This window comes from Priestia sp. YIM B13490 (assembly GCF_042787735.1).
GTDB lineage: Bacteria > Bacillota > Bacilli > Bacillales > Bacillaceae_H > Priestia > Priestia megaterium.
Genome location: NZ_JBHZOT010000002.1, coordinates 184,146 through 205,847 on the forward strand (window position 1 = coordinate 184,146; position 21,702 = coordinate 205,847).

At 38.2% G+C, this 21,702-nt stretch carries 20 protein-coding genes; 6 read left to right on the top strand and 14 right to left on the bottom strand.

Annotation, left to right across the window (positions count from 1 at the left end):
- Positions 1-165: 165 nt before the first annotated feature.
- Complete coding sequence (locus ACFX4R_RS06385) at positions 166-1,641, top strand: aminotransferase class I/II-fold pyridoxal phosphate-dependent enzyme (RefSeq protein WP_043979540.1); 1,476 nt, start codon at positions 166-168, stop codon at positions 1,639-1,641.
- Positions 1,642-1,676: 35 nt separating this feature from the next.
- Here the strand turns inward: ACFX4R_RS06385 and ACFX4R_RS06390 are convergent, their stop codons facing one another.
- Entirely contained in the window at positions 1,677-1,802 is a 126-nt protein-coding gene (locus tag ACFX4R_RS06390) for a GapA-binding peptide SR1P (RefSeq protein ID WP_013056059.1), read from the bottom strand.
- 392 nt (positions 1,803-2,194) lie between these two features.
- On the opposite strand from ACFX4R_RS06390, the gene ACFX4R_RS06395 reads away from it, so the two are divergent.
- Complete coding sequence (locus ACFX4R_RS06395; RefSeq protein WP_057241788.1) at positions 2,195-3,715, top strand: glycine betaine uptake BCCT transporter; 1,521 nt, start codon at positions 2,195-2,197, stop codon at positions 3,713-3,715.
- A 49-nt stretch (positions 3,716-3,764) separates the two neighbouring features.
- On the opposite strand, the gene ACFX4R_RS06400 is transcribed toward ACFX4R_RS06395, so the two are convergent.
- The 6 genes from ACFX4R_RS06400 to ACFX4R_RS06425 all read right to left on the bottom strand — a co-directional run bounded on the left by ACFX4R_RS06400 (position 3,765) and on the right by ACFX4R_RS06425 (position 10,421).
- Positions 3,765-4,007, bottom strand: coding sequence for a hypothetical protein (locus ACFX4R_RS06400; protein ID WP_043979546.1), 243 nt, complete (start codon positions 4,005-4,007; stop codon positions 3,765-3,767).
- Between the two features lie 250 nt (positions 4,008-4,257).
- Positions 4,258-5,670: a dihydrolipoyl dehydrogenase gene (gene lpdA, locus ACFX4R_RS06405; protein WP_377569154.1), complete on the bottom strand. Its 1,413-nt coding sequence runs from the start codon at positions 5,668-5,670 to the stop codon at positions 4,258-4,260.
- Positions 5,671-5,673: 3 nt separating this feature from the next.
- Entirely contained in the window at positions 5,674-6,975 is a 1,302-nt protein-coding gene (locus ACFX4R_RS06410; protein ID WP_013082294.1) for a dihydrolipoamide acetyltransferase family protein, read from the bottom strand.
- A gap of 102 nt (positions 6,976-7,077) precedes the next feature.
- Positions 7,078-8,055, bottom strand: coding sequence for an alpha-ketoacid dehydrogenase subunit beta (locus tag ACFX4R_RS06415; protein ID WP_013056055.1), 978 nt, complete (start codon positions 8,053-8,055; stop codon positions 7,078-7,080).
- Between the two features lie 3 nt (positions 8,056-8,058).
- On the bottom strand, positions 8,059-9,174 hold the full coding sequence (gene pdhA / locus ACFX4R_RS06420) for a pyruvate dehydrogenase (acetyl-transferring) E1 component subunit alpha (RefSeq protein WP_013082293.1): 1,116 nt from the start codon (positions 9,172-9,174) through the stop codon (positions 8,059-8,061).
- Between the two features lie 581 nt (positions 9,175-9,755).
- On the bottom strand, positions 9,756-10,421 hold the full coding sequence (locus tag ACFX4R_RS06425; protein WP_162213858.1) for a YkyA family protein: 666 nt from the start codon (positions 10,419-10,421) through the stop codon (positions 9,756-9,758).
- Between the two features lie 169 nt (positions 10,422-10,590).
- Between ACFX4R_RS06425 and ACFX4R_RS06430 the strand changes: the two genes are divergently transcribed.
- Entirely contained in the window at positions 10,591-10,701 is a 111-nt protein-coding gene (locus tag ACFX4R_RS06430; protein ID WP_016763434.1) for a YjcZ family sporulation protein, read from the top strand.
- Positions 10,702-10,875: 174 nt separating this feature from the next.
- On the top strand, positions 10,876-11,430 hold the full coding sequence (gene def / locus ACFX4R_RS06435) for a peptide deformylase (RefSeq protein WP_013056051.1): 555 nt from the start codon (positions 10,876-10,878) through the stop codon (positions 11,428-11,430).
- A 28-nt stretch (positions 11,431-11,458) separates the two neighbouring features.
- On the opposite strand, the gene ACFX4R_RS06440 is transcribed toward def, so the two are convergent.
- Positions 11,459-12,241, bottom strand: a complete 783-nt coding sequence (locus tag ACFX4R_RS06440; RefSeq protein ID WP_162213857.1) for a Cof-type HAD-IIB family hydrolase — start codon at positions 12,239-12,241, stop codon at positions 11,459-11,461.
- A gap of 548 nt (positions 12,242-12,789) precedes the next feature.
- Between ACFX4R_RS06440 and ACFX4R_RS06445 the strand changes: the two genes are divergently transcribed.
- Complete coding sequence (locus tag ACFX4R_RS06445; RefSeq protein WP_013056049.1) at positions 12,790-12,999, top strand: DNA-dependent RNA polymerase subunit epsilon; 210 nt, start codon at positions 12,790-12,792, stop codon at positions 12,997-12,999.
- Positions 13,000-13,004: 5 nt separating this feature from the next.
- Complete coding sequence (rnjA, locus tag ACFX4R_RS06450) at positions 13,005-14,672, top strand: ribonuclease J1 (protein WP_013056048.1); 1,668 nt, start codon at positions 13,005-13,007, stop codon at positions 14,670-14,672.
- A 43-nt stretch (positions 14,673-14,715) separates the two neighbouring features.
- On the opposite strand, the gene ACFX4R_RS06455 is transcribed toward rnjA, so the two are convergent.
- From ACFX4R_RS06455 to ACFX4R_RS06480, 6 genes are all read right to left on the bottom strand, one after another.
- Positions 14,716-15,378, bottom strand: coding sequence for a potassium channel family protein (locus tag ACFX4R_RS06455; RefSeq protein WP_013056047.1), 663 nt, complete (start codon positions 15,376-15,378; stop codon positions 14,716-14,718).
- 158 nt (positions 15,379-15,536) lie between these two features.
- On the bottom strand, positions 15,537-17,342 hold the full coding sequence (locus tag ACFX4R_RS06460; RefSeq protein ID WP_377569156.1) for an ABC transporter ATP-binding protein: 1,806 nt from the start codon (positions 17,340-17,342) through the stop codon (positions 15,537-15,539).
- A 15-nt stretch (positions 17,343-17,357) separates the two neighbouring features.
- Entirely contained in the window at positions 17,358-19,094 is a 1,737-nt protein-coding gene (locus tag ACFX4R_RS06465) for an ABC transporter ATP-binding protein (RefSeq protein ID WP_043979559.1), read from the bottom strand.
- 307 nt (positions 19,095-19,401) lie between these two features.
- Positions 19,402-20,298, bottom strand: a complete 897-nt coding sequence (gene gnd, locus ACFX4R_RS06470; RefSeq protein WP_043979562.1) for a phosphogluconate dehydrogenase (NAD(+)-dependent, decarboxylating) — start codon at positions 20,296-20,298, stop codon at positions 19,402-19,404.
- A 187-nt stretch (positions 20,299-20,485) separates the two neighbouring features.
- Positions 20,486-20,932, bottom strand: coding sequence for a redoxin domain-containing protein (locus ACFX4R_RS06475; protein WP_013056043.1), 447 nt, complete (start codon positions 20,930-20,932; stop codon positions 20,486-20,488).
- A 102-nt stretch (positions 20,933-21,034) separates the two neighbouring features.
- Positions 21,035-21,583 carry a peroxiredoxin gene (locus ACFX4R_RS06480; RefSeq protein ID WP_014461006.1) on the bottom strand — a complete coding sequence of 183 codons (549 nt, stop codon included), beginning with the start codon at positions 21,581-21,583 and terminating at the stop codon, positions 21,035-21,037.
- Positions 21,584-21,702: the final 119 nt, after the last annotated feature.

A 21,702-nucleotide genomic window follows, 5' to 3' on the forward strand; every position in this document is an offset into this window, starting at 1 on the left:
CTTTTATAGAAAAAAGATGTGATATTTTAATATGTAGAATTCAACAGCCACTAGTTTTTGGTATATAAAATTGAATGCTGTAATTTGATAAAAAAACAATCAAAGTCCCTCTAAGCTTTGCTTAGAGGGACTGACAATTTATGATAAAAGAGGTGTATAGCAAAGTTGTCTTCTCAATTTTCAACTCCATTATTTACTGGATTGGTTAATCACGCTAAGAAAAACCCAACACAATTCCATATCCCTGGACATAAAAAAGGAAATGGAATGGATCCTGAATTCCGCTCATTTATTGGCGATGATGCTTTATCCATTGATTTAATTAATATCGGTCCTCTTGATGACCTTCACCAGCCAAAAGGCATTATCAAACAAGCGCAGGATTTAGCTGCAGAAGCATTCGGTGCTGACCATACTTTTTTCTCTGTTCAAGGAACGAGCGGAGCAATTATGGCAATGGTCATGGCGACATGTGGGCCTGGAGATAAAATTATCGTTCCTAGAAACGTGCATAAATCTGTTATGAGTGCGATTGTTTTTTCAGGAGCTACGCCTATTTTTATTCACCCTGAAATTGACGAAAATCTTGGCATTTCTCACGGTATTACATCGGACTCTGTAGAAAAAGCCTTAAAGCAGCACCCTGAAGCAAAAGCAGTGCTTGTTATCAATCCAACTTATTTTGGAATTTCCGGAGACCTTCGTAAAATCGTAGAAATTGCCCACTCGTATCAAGTTCCTGTACTTGTTGATGAAGCTCACGGCGTTCATATTCACTTCCATGATGATTTGCCTTTGTCTGCTATGCAGGCCGGCGCAGATATGGCAGCAACAAGCGTGCATAAATTAGGCGGCTCTATGACGCAAAGTTCAATTCTAAACATACGCGAAGGCTTAATTTCTCCAAAACGTGTACAGTCTATTTTAAGCATGCTGACAACAACATCAACATCTTATCTGCTGCTGGCTTCTTTAGATGTTGCACGAAAACGATTAGCTACAGAAGGAAAAGAGCTGGCTGAACGTGCAATTTCTCTTGCTGAAAAAGCACGAAGAGAAATTAATACCATTGAGCATATCCGATGTATAGGCAGAGAAATTTTAGGGACAAAAGCTACGTATGATTTAGACCCTACTAAATTAATTATTTCTGTTTCAGATTTAGGAATTACGGGCTATGACGTAGAAAAATGGATGCGTGAAGCTCATAATATCGAAGTTGAAATGTCTGACCTTTATAATATTCTATGTATTATCACGCCTGGAGATACAGAGGAAGACCTTTCACGTCTGATCATGGCTCTGCGTGAGTTATCTGCAAAATTCCATAATCTTTCTGAGACAACGGCAAAACCGGCTATTTTATTGCCTGATATTCCTGTATTGGCTTTAACACCTCGCGATGCTTTTTACGCTGAAACCGAAGTGGTACCTTTTCATGAATCGGCAGGCCGTATTATTGCGGAATTTGTGATGGTCTACCCTCCTGGTATTCCTATTTTTATTCCTGGGGAAATCATCACTGAGGAAAATTTAACCTACATTGAAACAAACTTAGAGGCAGGTTTACCTGTGCAGGGTCCGGAAGATTTTGAATTAAAAACATTTCGTGTCATTAAAGAACATAAAGCAATTCAATAAAAAAGGTGCGGAAATCCGCACCTTTTTTTATTGAATTAATCTAAATCTTCATCTGCCTTTTGACATTCTCCGCTTTTACATGTTGAGTATAATCGCGTCACTTTCTCATCTTCGAAATGATCAATTGTGCAGTTACATGTTTGACATACGATTGTTCCCATTTTGTAAACTCCCCTTTAACCGTCTTTTTTGTAAGCGTTTTACAACTCTTGATATTATATTATTATGTCACATTAAATATGTCAACAACTAATTAGTATGTCACATTAAAAATATTTTTCACATAAATGTTATATTTGTTTTCAAAAAGCTGAACGCTTAGCATCATCTCTATTTATATGAAAAAACAATGTCTAATTTCACATCTATTTCAGCACTTTAAAATAATTAAGAAAAATAAGAATTTGTTCTCTTTCCGCTTTTTCTTACTAATAGGGTAGACATTTCATACAAACTTCACTAAAATGTATAACCATGTGGTTTCATGTATAGCTGAAAAGGCTATATGAAACACTATGTTATGTAAAATAGAATAGGAAAGGAGTGTTAATCGATGAAAAAACTGACTCCCGTTTTTATCATTTCGGTTATTATTGCTGCAGTATTTATCGTATGGGGTGTTATTCCGGAATCTACGCTAGGAAGCGCAGCGCTCACACCTGTTACATCGGCAATACATAGTTTTATCATCGAGAAATTTGGCTGGTATTATTTATTAGCGGCTACATTATTCTTGGTTTTTACGCTGTACTTAATTTTTTCAAAGTACGGAAACATTAAATTAGGTAAACCTGACGAAAAGCCTCAGTATGGTTATGTCTCGTGGTTTGCCATGTTATTTAGTGCTGGTATGGGGATTGGACTTGTATTCTGGGGTGTTTCAGAACCAATCAATCATTTTCATACTCCACCTTCTGGTGAAGGCGGTACAGCAGAATCAGCTCGTGCAGCTCTACGTTATTCGTTTTTCCACTGGGGTTTACATCCTTGGGCTATTTATTCCGTTCTTGCACTGGCCCTTGCATATTTTCAATTTAGAAAAGGTTATCCATTCATCATCAGCAATATTTTACGTCCACTATTAGGAAAACGTGTTGATGGACCTCTTGGAACGATCATAAACGTCATCGCCGTATTTGCAACTATTTTTGGGGTGGCAACGTCTCTAGGACTGGGCGCTATTCAAATTACCGGTGGAGCCTCTTACTTGTCGCCAAGTATTGACAATAATTTCACGACTCAATTAATTGTTATTATTATCGTGACGTTCTTGTTCATGCTGTCAGCACAGACGGGGCTGAACAAAGGTATTAAGTATTTGAGTAACATTAATATTGTTTTAGCTATTCTGCTAATGCTGTTCTTGTTATTTGCAGGTCCAACCAACTTTATTATGGACTTATTCGTTACAACCATTGGCAGCTACATTCAAAACTTGCCGTCAATGAGTTTTCGATTGAGCCCGTTTGATAACAGCACCTGGGTTCAAGATTGGACAATTTTCTACTGGGCATGGTGGATCGCTTGGGCACCGTTCGTTGGTACGTTCATTGCTCGTATTTCACGAGGCAGAACCATTCGAGAATTTTTAATTGGTGTACTAGCTGTTCCGACCGTATTTGGTGGATTATGGTTTGCTGTATTCGGAGGTTCTGGGGTCTACTTAGACTTTTTTAAGGATCTTCCTGTTATGGATGTTATCAACAATAAAGGAACAGAAGTTGCTTTATTCTATGTACTTGAACAGTTTCCATTTGGTACGTTCATGTCCATTGTCGCTATTTGCTTAATTGCTACGTTCTTTATTACATCAGCTGACTCAGCTACATTTGTTTTAGGAATGCAGACAACAAATGGTGATCTAAATCCTTCAGGCTCTATTAAACTTACGTGGGGATTAATTCAATCGTTAACAGCAATCATTCTGCTTTGGACAGGTGGTTTGGACGCGCTCCAAACAGCTGCGATTATAGCAGCACTTCCATTCTCAATTGTGCTGGTGCTAACCGTCTTCTCATTAATGAAAGCATTTAAAGAAGAAGGCGCATTGAAAAGAGAAAAGAAATCTGTGTAAGACAAAAAAAGCGTTAGCTTATATAAGCTAACGCTTTTTTTATGCAATCTTACGCTGTGCAAAATAAAATTAGTTGATAACATGTCAAGCAGACAGCTGAAGTCGTACCCGTCATCATAAGCGCCAGTCTTTTAGATTTGACGTTCATTTCTGCTATGCCGTAAGCTAAATAAGCAAATACTAAAAATAAAATAATTTTAGATGTCAACTGATCACGTTTTGATAGCAATTCAACCAGTGAATAACCCACCCAAATAACAATGTGTAAGCTCCAAACGAAATACGTCTTCATAGCTCCTTCGCCGCCTTTTCATTCGTTATCCAAAAGAGCAATTCTTTTATCTACCTATAAGGAAAGCACGTCCCACTTCATATGTATGCATCTAGAGCTCATTTAAGACTGCCTCAGCGCTTTTTACACGTTTCCTCTAAAGGAGATACTCATCATCCACAAAAACTGTCTGACAAGCATCTGATACTTTATGAAAACCGTTTTCTTCAAAAAAAAAAGCTGATGCATACGCATCAGCTTTTTAAAAACATTATTTTACAATGTGAATTGGGCTTCCAATAGCTACTTCAGCAGCTTCCATTGTGATTTCACCTAATGTTGGGTGAGCGTGAATTGTTAATGCGATATCTTCAGCTGTTACGCCAGCTTCGATAGCAAGACCAAGCTCAGCGATCATATCAGATGCGCTAGGTCCAGCGATTTGAGCACCAACAACTACTCCGTCTTCTTTACGAGTGACAAGCTTTAAGAAGCCTTCTGCAGCGTTAAGTGCAAGCGCACGTCCGTTAGCAGCAAATGGGAATTTAGAAGCTTTAACAGCTAATCCTTCTTCTTTCGCTTGTGCTTCAGTATAACCTACAGATGCAAGCTCAGGCTCAGAGAATACAACTGCTGGAATTCCTAAGTAGTCAATTTCAGCAGGTTCGCCAGCGATTACTTCAGCTGCGATTTTACCTTCGTAAGAAGCTTTGTGTGCAAGTGGTGGTCCAGTTACGATATCACCAATTGCAAAGATATTGCTTACAGATGTACGAGTTTGGTTATCGATTTCGATAAGGCCACGGTCAGTCATTTTAACGCCAACTTGCTCAAGACCAAGCTCATCAGTATTAGGACGACGACCTACAGTAACTAATACGTAGTCAGCATCGATTACTTTTGACTCTCCGCCTACTTCAAACGTAACTTGTACGCCGTCAGCAGTTTCTTCAACACCTTTAGCCATTGCTTTTGTATAGATTTCAACGTTTCCTTTTTTCTTAAGGTTACGTTTAACAAGTGAACTCATTTGTTTTTCAAAACCAGCTAAGATTTCATCAGCAGCTTCTACAAATGTAACTTCTGTACCGAAGTTAGCAAAAGCAGTACCAAGCTCAGTACCGATGTAACCTCCACCGATTACAACTAATTTTTTAGGAACTTCTTTAAGCGCTAATGCACCTGTAGAGTTGATTACGCGCTCAGAGAATTTGAATCCAGGGATCTCGATTGGGCGAGAACCAGTTGCAAGGATAGCATTTTTGAATTTGTACGTTTGTGCAGAATTTTCATCCATTACACGTACAGTTTCGCTGTCAACGAAGTAAGCTTCACCTTTTACGATGTCAACTTTGTTACCTTTAAGAAGGCCTTCAACACCGCCAGTAAGTTTGTTTACAACGCCGTTTTTGAATTCTTGAACTTTAGAGAAATCAACTGTTACGTTCTCAGCGATAATCCCCATGTCTTCAGAATGTTTAGCGTGTTCAAAACGGTGACCTGCAGCGATTAATGCTTTTGAAGGAATACAACCAACGTTTAAGCATACGCCTCCAAGGTTACCTTTTTCTACGATTGTAACTTTTTGACCTAATTGAGCTGCACGAATTGCTGCAACGTAGCCACCAGGGCCAGCACCAATGACAAGAGTATCAGTTTCGATTGGGAAATCTCCTACTACCATTTATTACGCCTCCATTAATAATAATTCTGGATCATTTAATAAACGCTTGATTTGGTTAAGAGCGTTTTGAGCTGTTGCGCCATCGATAATACGGTGGTCAAAGCTTAGTGATAATGCTAATACTGGAGCAATTACAATTTCACCGTCGCGTACAACTGGTTTTTCAGCGATACGTCCGATACCTAGAATTGCAACTTCTGGGTGGTTGATAACAGGAGTAAACCATTGTCCACCAGCAGAACCGATATTTGTGATTGTACAAGAAGCGCCTTTCATTTCAGCAGGAGCTAATTTACCATCACGTGCTTTTCCAGCAAGGTCGTTAATTTGATCAGAAATTTCGAACACAGATTTACGATCAGCATTTTTCACAACTGGTACTAAAAGACCTTTTTCAGTGTCAGCAGCGATACCGATGTTGTAGTAATGTTTTTGAATTACTTCATCAGTAGAGTCATCGATTGAAGTGTTAAGAGCTGGGAACTTCTTAAGTGCTGAAGTTAACGCTTTTACCACGTAAGGTAAGAATGTTAATTTAATACCTTGATCTGCTGCAACTGTTTTGAATTTTTTACGATGAGCAACAAGAGCTGTTACATCGATTTCATCCATTAAGGTTACGTGTGGAGCAGTGTGTTTAGAGTTAACCATAGCTTTTGCGATTGCACGACGGATACCGCTCATTTTCTCGCGAGTTTCTGGTAGGTCGCCTTCAGGAATAGCTTGTGCTGCTGCTGCTTTTGGTTCAGCTGAAGCAGTTTCCTCTTTAGCTGGAGCTTCAGCAGTTGCTGTAGCTGTAGAACCACCAGATAGGAAGCCATCGATGTCATCTTTAACAATACGTCCGTTTTTACCTGAACCAGGAACAGCTTTAATGTCTACACCTTTTTCACGAGCATATTTGCGCACTGAAGGCATAGCAATTACTTTACGGTTAGGATCAACATCAGCTTGTGCTGCAGGAGCTGTTGCTTCTTCAGTCACTTCTTCAGTTGAAGCTTCTTCTTTAGCTTCTTCTGCTGGTGCATCATCATGATCGTCACCTTTGAATTTTAAGTCTTCGTATCCAGGAGCATCAAAAGTAACGATAACTTGTCCTACAGTAGCTACTGTACCTTCGTCAACTTTTACTTCTAATACTTTACCTTTTACAGGAGATGGGATTTCAACAACAGCTTTGTCATTTTGTACTTCTGCTAGTACATCATCCTCATCAATTTCATCTCCAGCTTTTACGAACCATTTTACAATTTCACCTTCGTGGATACCTTCACCGATATCCGGCAGTTTAAATTCAAATGCCACGTGTCTTCACCCTCCTAGTTAGTTGCGTTCAATTTGTTAGTGTTTATTTTATCTAAGACAGAAATCAGCACAAAGCTGATTTCTATCACAGTAAAATGCTAATTAAAATTCAAGTACTTTCTTAGCTGTTTCAACGATATCTTTGTGGTCTGGTAACCATACGCCCTCAGCTTGAGAGAATGGGAACACAGTATCCGGTGCTGTTACACGTAATACTGGTGCTTCTAAGCTTAAGATTGCACGATCGTTAATTTCAGCTACAACGTTAGCTGCGATACCAGCTTGTTTTTGAGCTTCTTGAACTACTACTACGCGACCAGTTTTTTCAACTGATGCAAGAATTGTATCGATATCTAAAGGTTGAACTGTACGTAAGTCCACTACTTCAGCAGAGATACCTTCTTTTTCTAGTTCTTCAGCTGCTTTTAATGATGAGTGTACCATTGCACCGTAAGCGATAAGCGTTACGTCTGTACCTTCACGTTTCACATCAGCTGTACCTAAATCAATTGTATATGATTCTTCAGGCACTTCTTGACGGAATGAACGGTAAAGCTTCATGTGCTCTAAGTATACAACCGGATCGTTATCACGAATTGATGAAATTAAAAGACCTTTTGCATCGTATGGAGTTGAAGGAATTACAACTTTTAAACCAGGTTGAGATGCTACGATACCTTCTAAGCTATCAGCGTGAAGTTCTGGTGTATGAACGCCTCCACCGAATGGTGAACGGAATGTGATTGGTGCATTCCAGCGACCGCCAGAACGGTAGCGCATACGTGCAGCTTGACCTGATACAGAATCAAGTACTTCGTATACGAAACCAAAGAATTGAATTTCAGGAACCGGACGGAAACCTTGAGTCGATAGACCCACAGCAAGACCACCGATACCAGATTCAGCTAATGGCGTATCGAATACGCGATCTTCGCCGAATTCTTGTTGAAGACCTTCAGTCGCACGGAATACTCCACCGTTTACGCCAACGTCTTCACCAAAAACTAATACGTTTTCGTCGTTTTTCATTTCTGTGCGTAACGCATCAGTAATCGCTTGAATCATTGTCATTTGCGCCATGGCTTACTTCGACTCCTTCTCTTTGTAGATTTCATATTGCTCTTGTAAGTTTGAAGGCATAGTTTCGTACATGATTTCCATTAAATCTGTAACTTTTTGTTTTGGATAATCGTCAGCCTTCTTAATAGCTTGCTTGATATCTTCTTTAGCTTGCTCGATTACTTTGTTTTCTTCTTCTTCATTCCAGATGCCTTTAGCTTCTAAGAATTTACGGAAGCGAACAAGTGGATCTTTCTTTTCCCACTCAGTGTCAAGCTCAGCTGTACGATAACGAGTTGGATCGTCACCAGCCATTGTATGTGGACCATAACGGTAAGTTAATGTTTCAATTAAAGTTGGACCTTCACCGTTTACTGCACGCTCACGAGCTTCGCTTACTGCAACGTATACTGCTAGTGCATCCATACCGTCTACTTGAACGCCTGGGATACCAACAGCCGCTGCTTTTTGAGCGATTGTACGTGCTGCAGATTGCTTTTCAACTGGTGTTGAAATTGCAAAGCGGTTGTTTTGTACAACAAAGATTGCCGGAGCTTTGAATGCACCTGCGAAGTTCATACCTTCGTAGAAGTCACCTTGTGAAGCTCCGCCGTCACCTGTATAAGTGATCGCTACTGCTTTTTTACCGCGCTTTTTAAGACCTAGTGCCACACCAGCAGTTTGCACGATTTGTGCACCGATGATGATTTGTGGAGAAAGTATATCTACACCTTCTGGCGCTTGGTTACCGTGGAAATGACCACGAGAGAATAAGAACGCTTGATATAGTGGAAGACCATGCCAAATTAACTGAGGCACATCACGGTACCCAGGTAAAATGAAGTCTTCTTTTTCTAATGCGAAATGTGAAGCGATTTGAGAAGCTTCTTGCCCAGCAGTTGGTGCATAGAAACCTAAACGACCTTGACGGTTCAATGAAATTGAACGTTGATCAAGAATACGAGTGTATACCATGCGAGTCATTAACTCTTTTAATTTTTCGTCAGATAAATCTGGCAACGCTGATTTATTTACTACTTCGCCCTCTTCATTAAGAATTTGGAACGTTTGGTACTGCTCAGCGATTTTATCAAGTTGCTTTGATACATCAATAATAGCCTTTTTAGTTTTAGCAGCCATCTAAGTCACCTCTTCCTTTCATTTAAGCCGTATAAATTCATTTTACTAATCAAACAAACATACACGCTTTTAGAATGTCCCAAATGGACAAGTAAAAGTCATATTTTGTCGAGTAGCTTTTTGAATTCGCTAATCCTTAACATTTCTATGTATTCCCCAGCGAATTCTGTGCAAACATTTACGTAAAAGGAAAGTTTAAGCGAAACGAGCGTTTCGTTAAACTGTATTAATTATTTTGCAAAAATGATTAATACAACACTTACTACGCTACCTAGTTTACAATACACTAAAACAGTTCGTCAATGCATTTACATCAAGAAATTACGCTTTTTTAGTTTGTGAAATAAAACACATAAAAAAGACATGCTGTACTATTACACAGATGCAAACTGTATTATATGTTTTATAATAACCTTTTCTTTTTTTACGTCTGCACATCTCCTATCTTGCCACAAATAAACGATTTTTTAAAACAATAACCTTTTGTAATTTTTACTTGAATCATGTCGAAACTCTTTCTTTATTTCAGAAAACCTTCCTTTTCAGCCAAAAAAAAAGACCTGTAAACTTCACAGGCCTTCTTATTTACCCTCGCTATTTTTCACCTTTAACTTCGTTTTGTTATAAAAATCCTCTTTGGCTTTGTTATAGTCAGCTGTTAATATGTTAAACGCTTCTTTTTTCTTTTCAACTTCTTTATAAGTAGCATTGATCGAAGCGATTTGTGTTTCAAGATTCTCTAATTTCACATTGTCTTTTTCAAAGAGCGTATATAGCTGACGATCTAATTCAATGGAATGAAGATAGGCATCATGTAAGGACTGGTACGCCTTATAACGCTTCTTCATTAACGAAGATAGTTCAAGCGCCTCTTCTTTTGCTTTGCCATCCTCTAGTTTTTGGATCTTCGGCTCTGTCGCTTCAAATTGTTTTTGCGAAGCGCTGATGCTTTTTTCTTCTTTTTGTAATTTACTTTCACGCTCATCTAATAACTGCTGCGCTTTTTGTGCTTTATTTTTTATTTTCTTTTTATCTTTAATCCCTAGCTCAATAATTTGGTCGTATATCGCATTTTCTTGCTGTTCTAAATCAGCTAACGGTTTTTGCTGATCAGCAAATTGCTTTTCTTGTGCTACCACTTTTTCTAATCCATTATATACCTCAAGCTCAGGCGATGAGCCCTCTGCACATCCTGCTAGTGACATAGCAGCAATGCCGATAACTATATATCTTCCGACGCACTTCATATCTGGTAAATCCTCCCTTATTCATGGGTCATTATACAATTTTTGTAGGAAATTAGCAATTTATCTACACCCTTTTTCCACCTTTTAATATATTATACTAACCCAATCGTGAAAAAAAGGGAGTTTATTACTTTTTACCTTGGGATTGATAACTACGGGAGGTTACATTATGTTGGGTTATGGTGGATATGGCTGTGGCGGTTCTAATAAAGGTTTTGTGTTATTAATCGTACTGTTCATTTTATTAGTTATTATCGGCTGCAGCTGTGGCGGCTGGTAATTATACAATAAAAGCGGCCAACGGTCGCTTTTATTTTTTCTTATGCATGTTTTTCCATATGTTTGATACATATAATTAGTAGAAACATTTATGTGATCAAGGTCGAGGTAATGACTTTTTTATACGGATTTGGTACACTTTATACCTATAAAATAGCCTAGGGAGATGTGAAAGTTGATTACAATGAACGATATTATTCAAGACGGACACCCAACGCTGCGAGAAGTAGCAAAAGAAGTACCGTTACCTGCTTCTGAAGAAGACAAAAAGATTTTACATAGCTTATTAGAATATGTAAAAAACAGCCAAGATCCTGAAATTGCTGCTAAATATGGACTGCGATCTGGTATCGGGCTTGCCGCTCCTCAAATTAATGTATCAAAACGAATGATTGGGGTACACGTTACGGATGAAAAAGGCAAGCTATACAGCTATGCATTATTTAACCCTAAGATCATTAGCCACTCAGTTGAAAAGACCTACCTTACAGGCGGTGAAGGCTGCTTGTCTGTCGATCAAGATATCCCAGGATTTGTTCCTCGATATGCACGTATCACAGTAAAAGGCACAACGCTTGAAGGCGAAGAAGTGAAAATTCGTTTGAAAGGTCTTCCTGCTGTTGTCTTTCAGCACGAAATTGATCATTTAGACGGAATTATGTTTTATGATTACATTAATAAAGAAAATCCATTTCAAGAACCTGAAAATGCTTTTCCATATGAACGCTGAAAAACGCGAGCTAGAGCTCGCGTTTTTCTTACTTTAATAATCCTACTAGCTCTAATCCGTGGAGAATACCATCTTCTCCTACATCTTTTGTAACAAGATTAGCAACTTCTTTCACGACTTCTTCCGCATTTCCCATCGCTACGCCATTTCCGACAAATTCCAGCATTTCGATATCGTTTAAGCCGTCTCCGAATGCATATACATCTTTTTTGTCAAAGCCAAGCTTTTCAATCATGGTCTCAATTCCTCGCGCTTTTGATCCACCTTTTGGCAAAACATCAGTTGAAAATTCATGCCAGCGAATAAAGTCAAATTTCTTAAATTTTTCTTCATAAGGAGCTTCTTCTCCCGCTGTACAGAATAAGAGGGATTGATAAATTTCACGCCCTTCGAAATAAGTAGGATCGTGGTGAGGGTGGGTAAATCCAATTTTCAGCGTGCTGATGCTGGATTCGATATAGTCATGAAACTCAATGTTTGATTTCATATCTTCATGATCCATGTATACGACAGGGTGATCATGCTCAACAGCAAAAGCTGTTAAATCTTGAAGCTCTTCTTTATTTAACGGGTTTTTGTAAAGAACTTCTCCATTTAAAACAATATACTGACCATTAAAGCTAATATATGTTTGAATATCCAACTCTTCACGCAGATCTTTAAACATGAAAGGAGCCCTTCCAGTTGCAATTGCCACTTCATGCCCCTGCTCTTTTAACAGCTGGACAGCTTTTTTTGTAGAAGCAGGCAGTTTTTTATCATGATCCAATAACGTTCCATCAATATCAAAAAAAATAATCTTTTGTTCCACGTTTATCACCTTATTTTTTATAATTTTTTATCTCTTTGTTAAGCCTTTCCAATTATATCAAACAAGCGCTAGTTTCTCTATAAATGGGCGGTCCTATTTACATTTTTTCCATATTTAACCACGAGAAACCTCTCCCTTTTCATCATATAATAGAAGTACAGAGAGAGACAGGCAGGTATTGCAAAAAACAAAGGAGCTGAAAAATCATGTTAAAAGATTTTCGAAAAAGGCTGCTAAAACGCTGGAATGAATTATTGCGTAAAAAAACGATGGCATAATCGATTTTTTTAGGGCTTTCTGTTGTAAAATTTGCAGAGTGTGTGTCTGCATCGTACAATGGAATAGCCCTTATTTTTTATACGCCCGGAAAATATAGTCTTGTATCCGTTTCCTATTAATATTATTCTATAATTAATTGACTTGTTATATTTAGATGACTAAAATGTAGTGAAAGCAAGTTTCTTTAGAAAATACATGAAATACATACACATTTTATAATATAATAAAATAAGTTATTTGAATTTCGGAATTAAGGAGAGATTTTTGTTATGATTTTTAAAGTTTATTTTCAAGAAAAAATGAGTGAAGTAGCTGTACGTGAAAATACAAAAACAGTGTATGTGAACGCAGATTCTGAGCGTGACGTTCGTAAAAAGTTAAAAGCGCGTTCAATTAATATTGAGTTTGTTCAAGCAGTGACTGGAGACTATCTAGAATATGAACAACAGCATGAAGATTTTAAAGTATTGGAGATATGATGAAAATGAAATTTGTAAAAAATAATCAAACGGCAGTTTTCGCCCTGGGTGGACTAGGCGAAATCGGTAAAAATACGTATGCCGTACAGTTTCAAGATGAAATTATTCTTATTGATGCAGGAATTAAATTCCCTGAAGATGAGCTTTTAGGAATTGACTACGTTATTCCTGACTACAGTTATTTAGTAAAAAATGCAGATAAAATCCGTGGCCTTTTCGTTACACATGGTCATGAAGATCACATCGGCGGAATTCCTTACTTATTAAGAGAATTAAACATTCCTATTTATGCAGGGAAATTAGCCCTTGGACTTCTTCGCAACAAATTAGACGAGCATGGGTTGCTTCGTACAGCTCAGCTTCATGAAATTACTGAAGATGACGTAATTAAATTCCGTAAAACATCGGTAACGTTCTTCCGCACAACTCACAGTATTCCTGATTCTTACGGAATTGTGGTAAAAACACCAAACGGACAAATCGTACATACAGGAGATTTCAAGTTTGATTTTACACCAGTGGGCGAACCGGCTAACTTAACAAAAATGGCTGAAATCGGCAAAGAAGGCGTTCTATGCTTGCTTTCAGACAGTACAAACAGTGAAATTCCTAACTTTACGATGTCTGAGCGCCGCGTAGGTGACAGCATTCATGACATTTTCCGTAAAGTAGACGGCCGTATTATTTTTGCAACGTTTGCTTCAAATATTCACCGCTTACAGCAAGTAGTGGAAGCAGCCGTATTGCATAACCGTAAAGTTGCTGTATTCGGACGCAGTATGGAAGCAGCTATTGAGATTGGCCAACAGCTTGGATATATTTCATGTCCAAAAGATACGTTCATTGAGCCTTCTCAAATTAACCGAATTCCAGCTAACCGCGTGACTATTTTATGTACAGGCAGCCAAGGTGAACCGATGGCAGCGCTATCTAGAATTGCAAACGGTACTCACCGCCAAATTCAAATTATCCCTGGAGATACGGTTGTATTCTCATCTTCACCTATTCCAGGAAATACAGTAAGTGTTAGCAAAACAATTGATATGCTATTCCGTGCAGGAGCAGAGGTTATTCACGGTGCTCTAAACGATATCCATACTTCTGGACACGGCGGACAGGAAGAGCAAAAATTAATGCTTCGTTTGATGAAACCAAAATACTTTATGCCAATTCACGGTGAGTATCGCATGCAGAAGATGCACATCAAACTTGCAACAGACTGTGGAGTTCCTGAAGAAAACTGCTTCATTATGGATAATGGAGAAGTGCTAGCTTTAAGCGACAGCGAAGCTTCAGTAGCTGGCAAAATCCCTTCAGGCTCTGTATATATTGACGGAAGCGGAATTGGTGACATTGGAAATATCGTACTTCGTGACCGCCGCATTTTATCTGAAGAAGGTCTTGTTATTGTTGTTGTAAGCATCAATATGAAAGACTTCAAGATCGCTGCTGGTCCAGACATTATCTCTCGTGGTTTTGTTTATATGCGCGAATCTGGCGACTTAATTAATGATGCACAGTCCCTCATTACAAAACACTTGAACAAAGTGATGGAACGTCGTACGTCACAATGGTCTGAGATTAAAAATGAAATCACAGACACATTGGCTCCATTCCTTTACGAAAAAACAAAGCGCCGTCCAATGATTTTACCAATCATTATGGAGGTTTAATAAAAGAAAAAGAGCAGATGCAATTGCATCTGCTCTTTTTTTATTAAGCACTGGCAAATTTATTTTCGAAGCGGTTGATATCTGCATCTGCTCCAATAACAATCAACACGTCCCCTTCTTGAATCGTTTCGGACGCCTGAGGAGAAACGATGATATCTCGATCACGCTTAATGGCTACAATGTTAATGCCATATTTTGCACGAATGTCTAACTCAATTAGTGTATTGCCAGCCATTCTTTTGCTCGCTACTAATTCGACAATGCTGTGTTCTTCAGATAGCTCTAAATAATCTAGCACGCTGTTTGAAATCATGTTATTGGCAATTCTTCGGCCCATATCTCGTTCGGGATGCACGATAAAATTAGCGCCAATTTTTGATAATACTTTGGCATGATAATCATTTTGCGCTTTTACCGTTATTTTTTCAACGCCCAGCTCTTTTAAAATAAGGGTCGTCAAAATACTTGCCTGAATATTATCACCAATAGCTACGATAACATGATCAAAATTACGAATTCCTAAACTTTTTAGAACCCCTTCATCCATTGAATCGCCTACTACTGCATGCGAAGCAACGTTAGCATACTCATTTACCTTTTCTTCATCAATATCAATCGCCAGAACTTCCATTCCTTGATCGCTTAATGTTTTACAAATACTTCCTCCGAATCTACCTAATCCGATGACTGCAAATTCTTTTTTCATTTGAATTCCTCCATTATGTACAGGAAAAAATCTGAACTACCGTTATTTTACCACAATTCTTTTGTATCAACCTCATTTTCCCGTTAACACTTATATCTTCTTTACTATTTCTCACACTCATACATAGAAAAACAGAAGGATGAGCTCCCTCTGTTTTTTTAAGCTGTAGCATGGGTTTGAACAAGGTCATAATATACGCCTTTTTGCTGCATTAGTTCCCCGTGATTCCCTGTTTCAATAATGCTTCCGTGATCTAATACAATGATGTTATCTGCCTCTCGTATAGTAGATAACCGATGAGCAATCATGATGGCAGTTCTGTTTTTTAACAGCGTTTTAAGCGCCTGTTGAATCTTCACTTCTGTTTCTGTATCGATGCTTGCTGTCGCTTCATCTAAAATGATAATACGAGGATTAGCCAACAGCGTTCGAGCAAATGAAATCAATTGACGCTCTCCCACGGATAAGACGTTTCCTCGCTCTTCTACTTCCGTATCATAGCCTTTTTTCAGACGCTTTATAAAATCTGCAGCCCCTACCGCTTCCGCGGCCTTAATCACTTCATCATCAGTAGCATCCGGTTTTCCAAACCGAATGTTTTCCATAATAGTTCCTGAAAAAATAAAGGTTTCTTGCAGCACAATACTAATTTGCGCTCGTAAACTCGCTAACGTAATATCTTGAATAGGCATATTATCAATTAAAATCTGCCCTTCGTTCACATCATAAAAACGTGTGATTAAATTAGCAATGGACGTTTTTCCGGATCCAGTATGCCCCACTAAAGCAACCGTCTGCCCTTCTTTTATGTCAATTGATACGTTGTTTAAAGCTTTCCGCTTCCCATCATAGGAAAATGAGACGTGCTTGAACTCAACTTTTCCTTTCATATCCTCTAAAGACGTAGCGGTTTCCAAATCTGCGACGATAGGTTTTTCATCTAGAAATTCAAAAATACGCTCGGATGAAGCCATTCCCATTAATAATTGATTATACACTTGCCCTAAACGAGAAATCGGTTCCCAAAACATTCCAAGATAAAAAGCAAATGATACAAAAATACCAATTGTTAGCCGTTCATCTTGAATAAGTACAGCACCGAACCAAATTAAAATAGCCGTTCCGACAGCATTTGTGAGTTCTACAAACGGTCGAAACATGGCATTTTTTCGAGTAGCTTGCCTCCAGCTCTCGTAATTTTCACTGTTTATGCGCTCAAAAAACAGCATATTTTCTTGTTCTTGAGCAAATGATTGAGTGACGCGAATGCCTTGAATACTCTCATTTAAATGTGAATTTAATACTGACTGCTTCATACGAACAACTTGCCACGACCGACGAATTCTTCTTCTCAGCTTTGTGGAAATCAAAAACATAACCGGTAAAATGATTAAAACAGCACATGTCAAAGCAGGACTGAGAGAAAATAATATAACTACAATCCCCACTAACAATAAGAGATCCATAAACAGGTTAACTACCCCGTTGGTAAATAAATCTTGAAGAGAGTTAATATCATTCATGATCCTTACAAGAATAGAGCCTCCTGAACGCGTATCAAAAAACCGGTGCGACAGCCCTTGAATATGCGTAAATAAATGTTTTCTTAAATCATATATAACGTGCTGCCCGAGTTGGTTCATCCATTTAATTCGAAAGATATTCGAAATATAAGATAGTACATACAAGCTAAAGATTATGAAAACTAACTGCATGAGCAGCGTGCTATTTTTATCTTTTACAGCATGATCAAGCGTATATACACCTATCAAAATAGGAATAGCGAGTCTAATGACCGTTGTGATAATGACCATAAGAAACGAGAAAGGAAGCAGTTTTTTTCGATATGGATGAAGATAACGAAACAAGCGGGCCATTTGCTTCCAGTTAAACATCTTATCAATGATTTGATCTGTTTGATAATAAAAGCGCTCTCGCACAACTTTATTTTTTTCGGCTTCCATTCTATTCCTCCCTTGTTATACGTTCATCACTGACGTATTGCTTTCATATTGAATGTCATAAATATTTTTATAAATCCCTTCCTTTTGAATGAGCGTTTTATGGCTTCCTCTCTCTTTTATTTGGCCTTCATGCAAGACTAAGATTTCATCGGCATGTCGCAAAGAAGAAAGGCGGTGTGCGATAATAAACGTAGTACGATTTTTCATCACTTCTTTTAAAGCCAATTGGATTTCTCTTTCTGTTTTCATATCAACAGCACTCGTGGCATCATCTAATACTAAGATGCTAGGGTTTAAGATAAGCGCTCGTGCAATCGCGATGCGCTGCTTTTGTCCGCCTGATAACCCCAGTCCTCTCTCTCCCAGCATCGTGTCATACCCATCCGGAAGCTCCATAATAAAGTCATGCGCCTGCGCTCGTTTTGCAGCATCAATAATGTCTTCTCTAGAAATACCCGGCACACCATAGGAAATGTTGGTTCCTATACTGCTTGAGAACAAAAAGGTTTCTTGAAGTACAAAACCAATTTCTTTCCGAAGAACGGAGAGCGGATACTCTTTAATCGGACGATAGTTAACTAAGATTTGTCCTGAAGTCGGTTCGTAAAACCTCGTGAGCAGCTGGGTTAAGCTTGTTTTTCCGGCTCCAGTTGCTCCGATTAAACCTACTATTTTTCCTTTAGAAGCAGAAAAAGATATGTTCTCAAGCGACTTTTTTTCTTCGTTTGGATAGGATAAGCTAACATGTTGAAACTCGACCGTTCCATTAATAGAGAAACTTCCGGCATGCTCATGGACTTTTTCTTCTTCTTCTAAAATTTCCAGCAGCCTTTCACCTGAAGCTTTAGACTGTGAAAACATATTGATAACAAACCCTAAATTCATAATAGGCCACATTAAATAAGAGGTTAAGCTAAAGAAAGCAACAAGCTCTCCCGGACGTACACTTCCGTTCATAACAAGCGCTCCTCCGTACGCAAGGAGACCAACAATAGATAAGTTTCCTATAAACTCCATTAAGGGGAAATAAGTTGCCCACACATTCGCGGTTTCAATGTTTCGATTTTTATAAACTCCGTTGGAGTCGTTAAATTTAGATGTTTGAAATTTTTCTCTTGATAATGACTTGACCGTTTGTATACCGCTTATATTTTCTTGGACATTTGTATTGAGCTCCCCAAACGATTGGCGAATTAAGCGAAACGCTGGATGAACGCGTTTATCAAAACGATAAACAGCTACCCCTAAAAAAGGCAGCAGACAGATTGTGACAAGAGTTAGTGAAATAGAGTAATAGAACATAACGGAAAAGCTGGCAGTAAGTAAAATAACGAAGCGAATTAATTCTGAGAAGCCAAAAGATAGAAAAAAACGAAATCCTTCTACATCAGCTGTCAACCTGGACATCAAGTCCCCTGTTTTAGCATTGTCATAGTAAGAAAACGGTAAATACTGAAGTTTGCGGTAAAGTTTATTGCGAAGAGTATACACGGACTTAATTCCAAATAAGTCGCCGTAATATTGCTGAATATATGTAAAGATTCCTTTGACAATCATTAGCCCAATAAAAATAAATGCTACATTATCGACTAGCTGATATTGTTTTCCTAACACAATATGATCAATCGTATATTGCAGCACAATAGGGTAAATCACAGTGATGGAGGTTACAAACAACAAGCAAATAGCAGAATAAAAAAAGTACATTCGGTACGGTAAATAAAAATCTTTTAGTTTTTTAAACGTTTCCATATACCCCGTCCTTCCTTTAGCTAAAATGCGGCACACATATTTAAATATATCGGTTCCCGAAATAATTTACCATAATTTTTAGATATTTTTTCAAAAAAAAGGTAAATAGTCATAAAAAAGAGGGTGGGATATAACTAAATGAATTCAATCTAAAGACGAACAAATGGAATACATGAGTTGAACTGCTAGAAAGATCTACACTGACGAAATTATTCACCATAACAAAAAAATGAACCACTAATCAAACATGTTGATCAATGGTTCATTTTTCGATTCGTCTAAAATACGTTTGTTCCAGCCTCTTTTTTTATTGTTTTTCTACTGCATGTCCGCCGAACTCATTGCGAAGAGCGGCAACTACTTTACCTGTAAACGTATCGTCTTCAAGTGAGCGATAGCGCATCATTAACGATAGAGCAATAACTGGCGTTGGCACTTGTAAATCTAGAGCGGATTCAACCGTCCATTTTCCTTCACCGGAAGAATGCATAACTCCTTTAATACTGTCAAGTTTTGCATCTTTTGAAAATGCACGTTCCATTAATTCGATTAACCATGAGCGAATAACAGAGCCATTATTCCATACGCGGGCTACAGCTTCATAGTCATAGTCAAATTCACTTTTCTCTAACACATCAAAACCTTCAGCAATTGCTTGCATCATGCCGTACTCAATTCCGTTATGAACCATTTTCAAGAAGTGGCCGCTTCCTGCTACACCTGAATAGAGATAGCCGTTTTCTACGTTGATGTCGCGGAAAATAGGTTCGATTGTAGCAAATGCTTCTTTATCTCCCCCAATCATCATACAAGCACCGTTTCGGGCACCTTCCATTCCGCCGCTTGTTCCAACATCAAAGTAGTGAATTCCTTTTTCAGCAGAAGCTGCAGCACGTCGTACAGAATCTTTATACTTGGAATTACCGCCTTCAATAATCATATCTCCTTCTTCAAGCAGTTCTTGGAGCTCAGAAATTACTTTTTCTGTGAGCTCTCCAGCCGGAACCATGACCCAAGCAATGCGTGGTTTTTCTAATTTGCTCACTAATTCTTTAATGGAAGAAGCGCCTTCTGCTCCCTTTTCTGATACTTTCTGTACGGCTTCGTTGTTCACATCGAATGCTACTACAGAATGGTTATGATCTAGTAAATTCAATACTAAGTTTGCTCCCATTTTCCCTAAGCCAATCATACCTAATTTCATATGTAAATTACCTCCAATAGTAAGTTTCGTATCATGTTGTTAGTGTTAGTATGGTGTAAACTCACAAGAAAAAATCCACATTTTTATATTTCCTTTATCAGTTACTTCCTACACACAAAAAAGAAAAACATTCGATGCAAGTTCTACTAAGCATCGAATGCTTTTCACCTGTTACAACTGCCTGTATTTATTCGTTCTCGCCTAATACACGATTCACGCGCTTTTCAAGCATTTTCATACCGCTTCCACCAGCTTGGAAGTGGCGTAGCTGACCTGTTTTGTCAAATACATAATATGCCGGTACATATTGATTTTCAAATGCATCCGTTAATTTATGCTCACTGTCTACAAAAATTGGCTGCGTAATATCATGTTCTGCTGCTACTTCTTTAATTTTTGATAAGTCTAAATCATCTTCAGAGCGCGGCATATGAACTGCTACTACGTTTAATTGATCTTTGTATTGGTCGCGAAATTCATTTACTTGAGGCATTGCTTCTTTACATAAATGACAGCTTACTGACCAAAAATGAATAAGCGTTGGCTTTTCGCCGATTAGCTGCTCTTTTGTAACCTCTCCGTTTAACCATTCTGTAGCGCCCGTTAACTCAGGCATTGGCTGACGTAATTTCATGAATAAAAGCCTCCCTTATTTTCACTATTATTGACTATATGTTCTTTATTATCCGATGAAAAAAAGGCCTAACGTGGACGTTAGACCTTTTAAACGTTGTGCTTACGCGTTTAAAGTAGCTTGACCTGGTTTCCAGTTAGCTGGGCAAAGTCCGCCAGTTTGTAACGCTTGAAGAACACGTAAAGTTTCATCAACGTCACGGCCAATATTGTTGTGGTTTACAACTGAATATTGTAATTCGCCTTCTGGGCTGATGATGAATAAACCGCGAAGTGCTACACCTTCTTCTTCAATTAAAACGCCGTACTCACGAGAAACAACGTGATTTGTATCAGCTGCTAATGGATATTTAAGATCACCTAAACCATTATCTTTACGATCAGTGTTGATCCAAGCTAAGTGTGTATGGATTGTGTCTGTAGAAACACCGATTACTTCTGCGTCAAGATCTTCAAACTCATCATAACGGTCAGAAAGTGCAGTGATTTCTGTTGGACATACAAATGTAAAGTCCATTGGATAGAAGAATAATACTGTCCATTTGTCATTTTTAATATTTTCTTCTAAGCTAACTTTACCGAATTCTTTGTTTGATAATACAGCTTCCATTTCAAAGCGTGGAGCTTGTTTACCTACCATACGTTCTGGCATACATGATCCCTCCAAATAATTATTAAATGAGAAAATGTATAAAACATTCTCACTTATGTACTGTTATAACGGTTTTCATTATAATGGATATTGTTTTTTTAGTCAATATTAATTAAGAA

Bases quoted from the DNA above. Each gene is read 5' to 3' on its own strand.
- ACFX4R_RS06395 (WP_057241788.1), top strand. From the start codon at position 2,195: ATGAAAAAACTGACTCCCGTTTTTATCATTTCGGTTATTATTGCTGCA.
- ACFX4R_RS06390 (WP_013056059.1), bottom strand. From the start codon at position 1,802: ATGGGAACAATCGTATGTCAAACATGTAACTGCACAATTGATCATTTC.
- ACFX4R_RS06465 (WP_043979559.1), bottom strand. From the start codon at position 19,094: ATGGAAACGTTTAAAAAACTAAAAGATTTTTATTTACCGTACCGAATG.
- ACFX4R_RS06480 (WP_014461006.1), bottom strand. From the start codon at position 21,583: ATGCCAGAACGTATGGTAGGTAAACAAGCTCCACGCTTTGAAATGGAA.
- ACFX4R_RS06425 (WP_162213858.1), bottom strand. From the start codon at position 10,421: ATGAAGTGCGTCGGAAGATATATAGTTATCGGCATTGCTGCTATGTCA.
- ACFX4R_RS06455 (WP_013056047.1), bottom strand. From the start codon at position 15,378: ATGAAAAAAGAATTTGCAGTCATCGGATTAGGTAGATTCGGAGGAAGT.
- ACFX4R_RS06430 (WP_016763434.1), top strand. From the start codon at position 10,591: ATGTTGGGTTATGGTGGATATGGCTGTGGCGGTTCTAATAAAGGTTTT.
- rnjA (WP_013056048.1), top strand. From the start codon at position 13,005: ATGAAATTTGTAAAAAATAATCAAACGGCAGTTTTCGCCCTGGGTGGA.
- gnd (WP_043979562.1), bottom strand. From the start codon at position 20,298: ATGAAATTAGGTATGATTGGCTTAGGGAAAATGGGAGCAAACTTAGTA.
- pdhA (WP_013082293.1), bottom strand. From the start codon at position 9,174: ATGGCTGCTAAAACTAAAAAGGCTATTATTGATGTATCAAAGCAACTT.
- ACFX4R_RS06400 (WP_043979546.1), bottom strand. From the start codon at position 4,007: ATGAAGACGTATTTCGTTTGGAGCTTACACATTGTTATTTGGGTGGGT.
- lpdA (WP_377569154.1), bottom strand. From the start codon at position 5,670: ATGGTAGTAGGAGATTTCCCAATCGAAACTGATACTCTTGTCATTGGT.
- ACFX4R_RS06475 (WP_013056043.1), bottom strand. From the start codon at position 20,932: ATGAAATTACGTCAGCCAATGCCTGAGTTAACGGGCGCTACAGAATGG.
- ACFX4R_RS06445 (WP_013056049.1), top strand. From the start codon at position 12,790: ATGATTTTTAAAGTTTATTTTCAAGAAAAAATGAGTGAAGTAGCTGTA.
- ACFX4R_RS06460 (WP_377569156.1), bottom strand. From the start codon at position 17,342: ATGGAAGCCGAAAAAAATAAAGTTGTGCGAGAGCGCTTTTATTATCAA.
- ACFX4R_RS06415 (WP_013056055.1), bottom strand. From the start codon at position 8,055: ATGGCGCAAATGACAATGATTCAAGCGATTACTGATGCGTTACGCACA.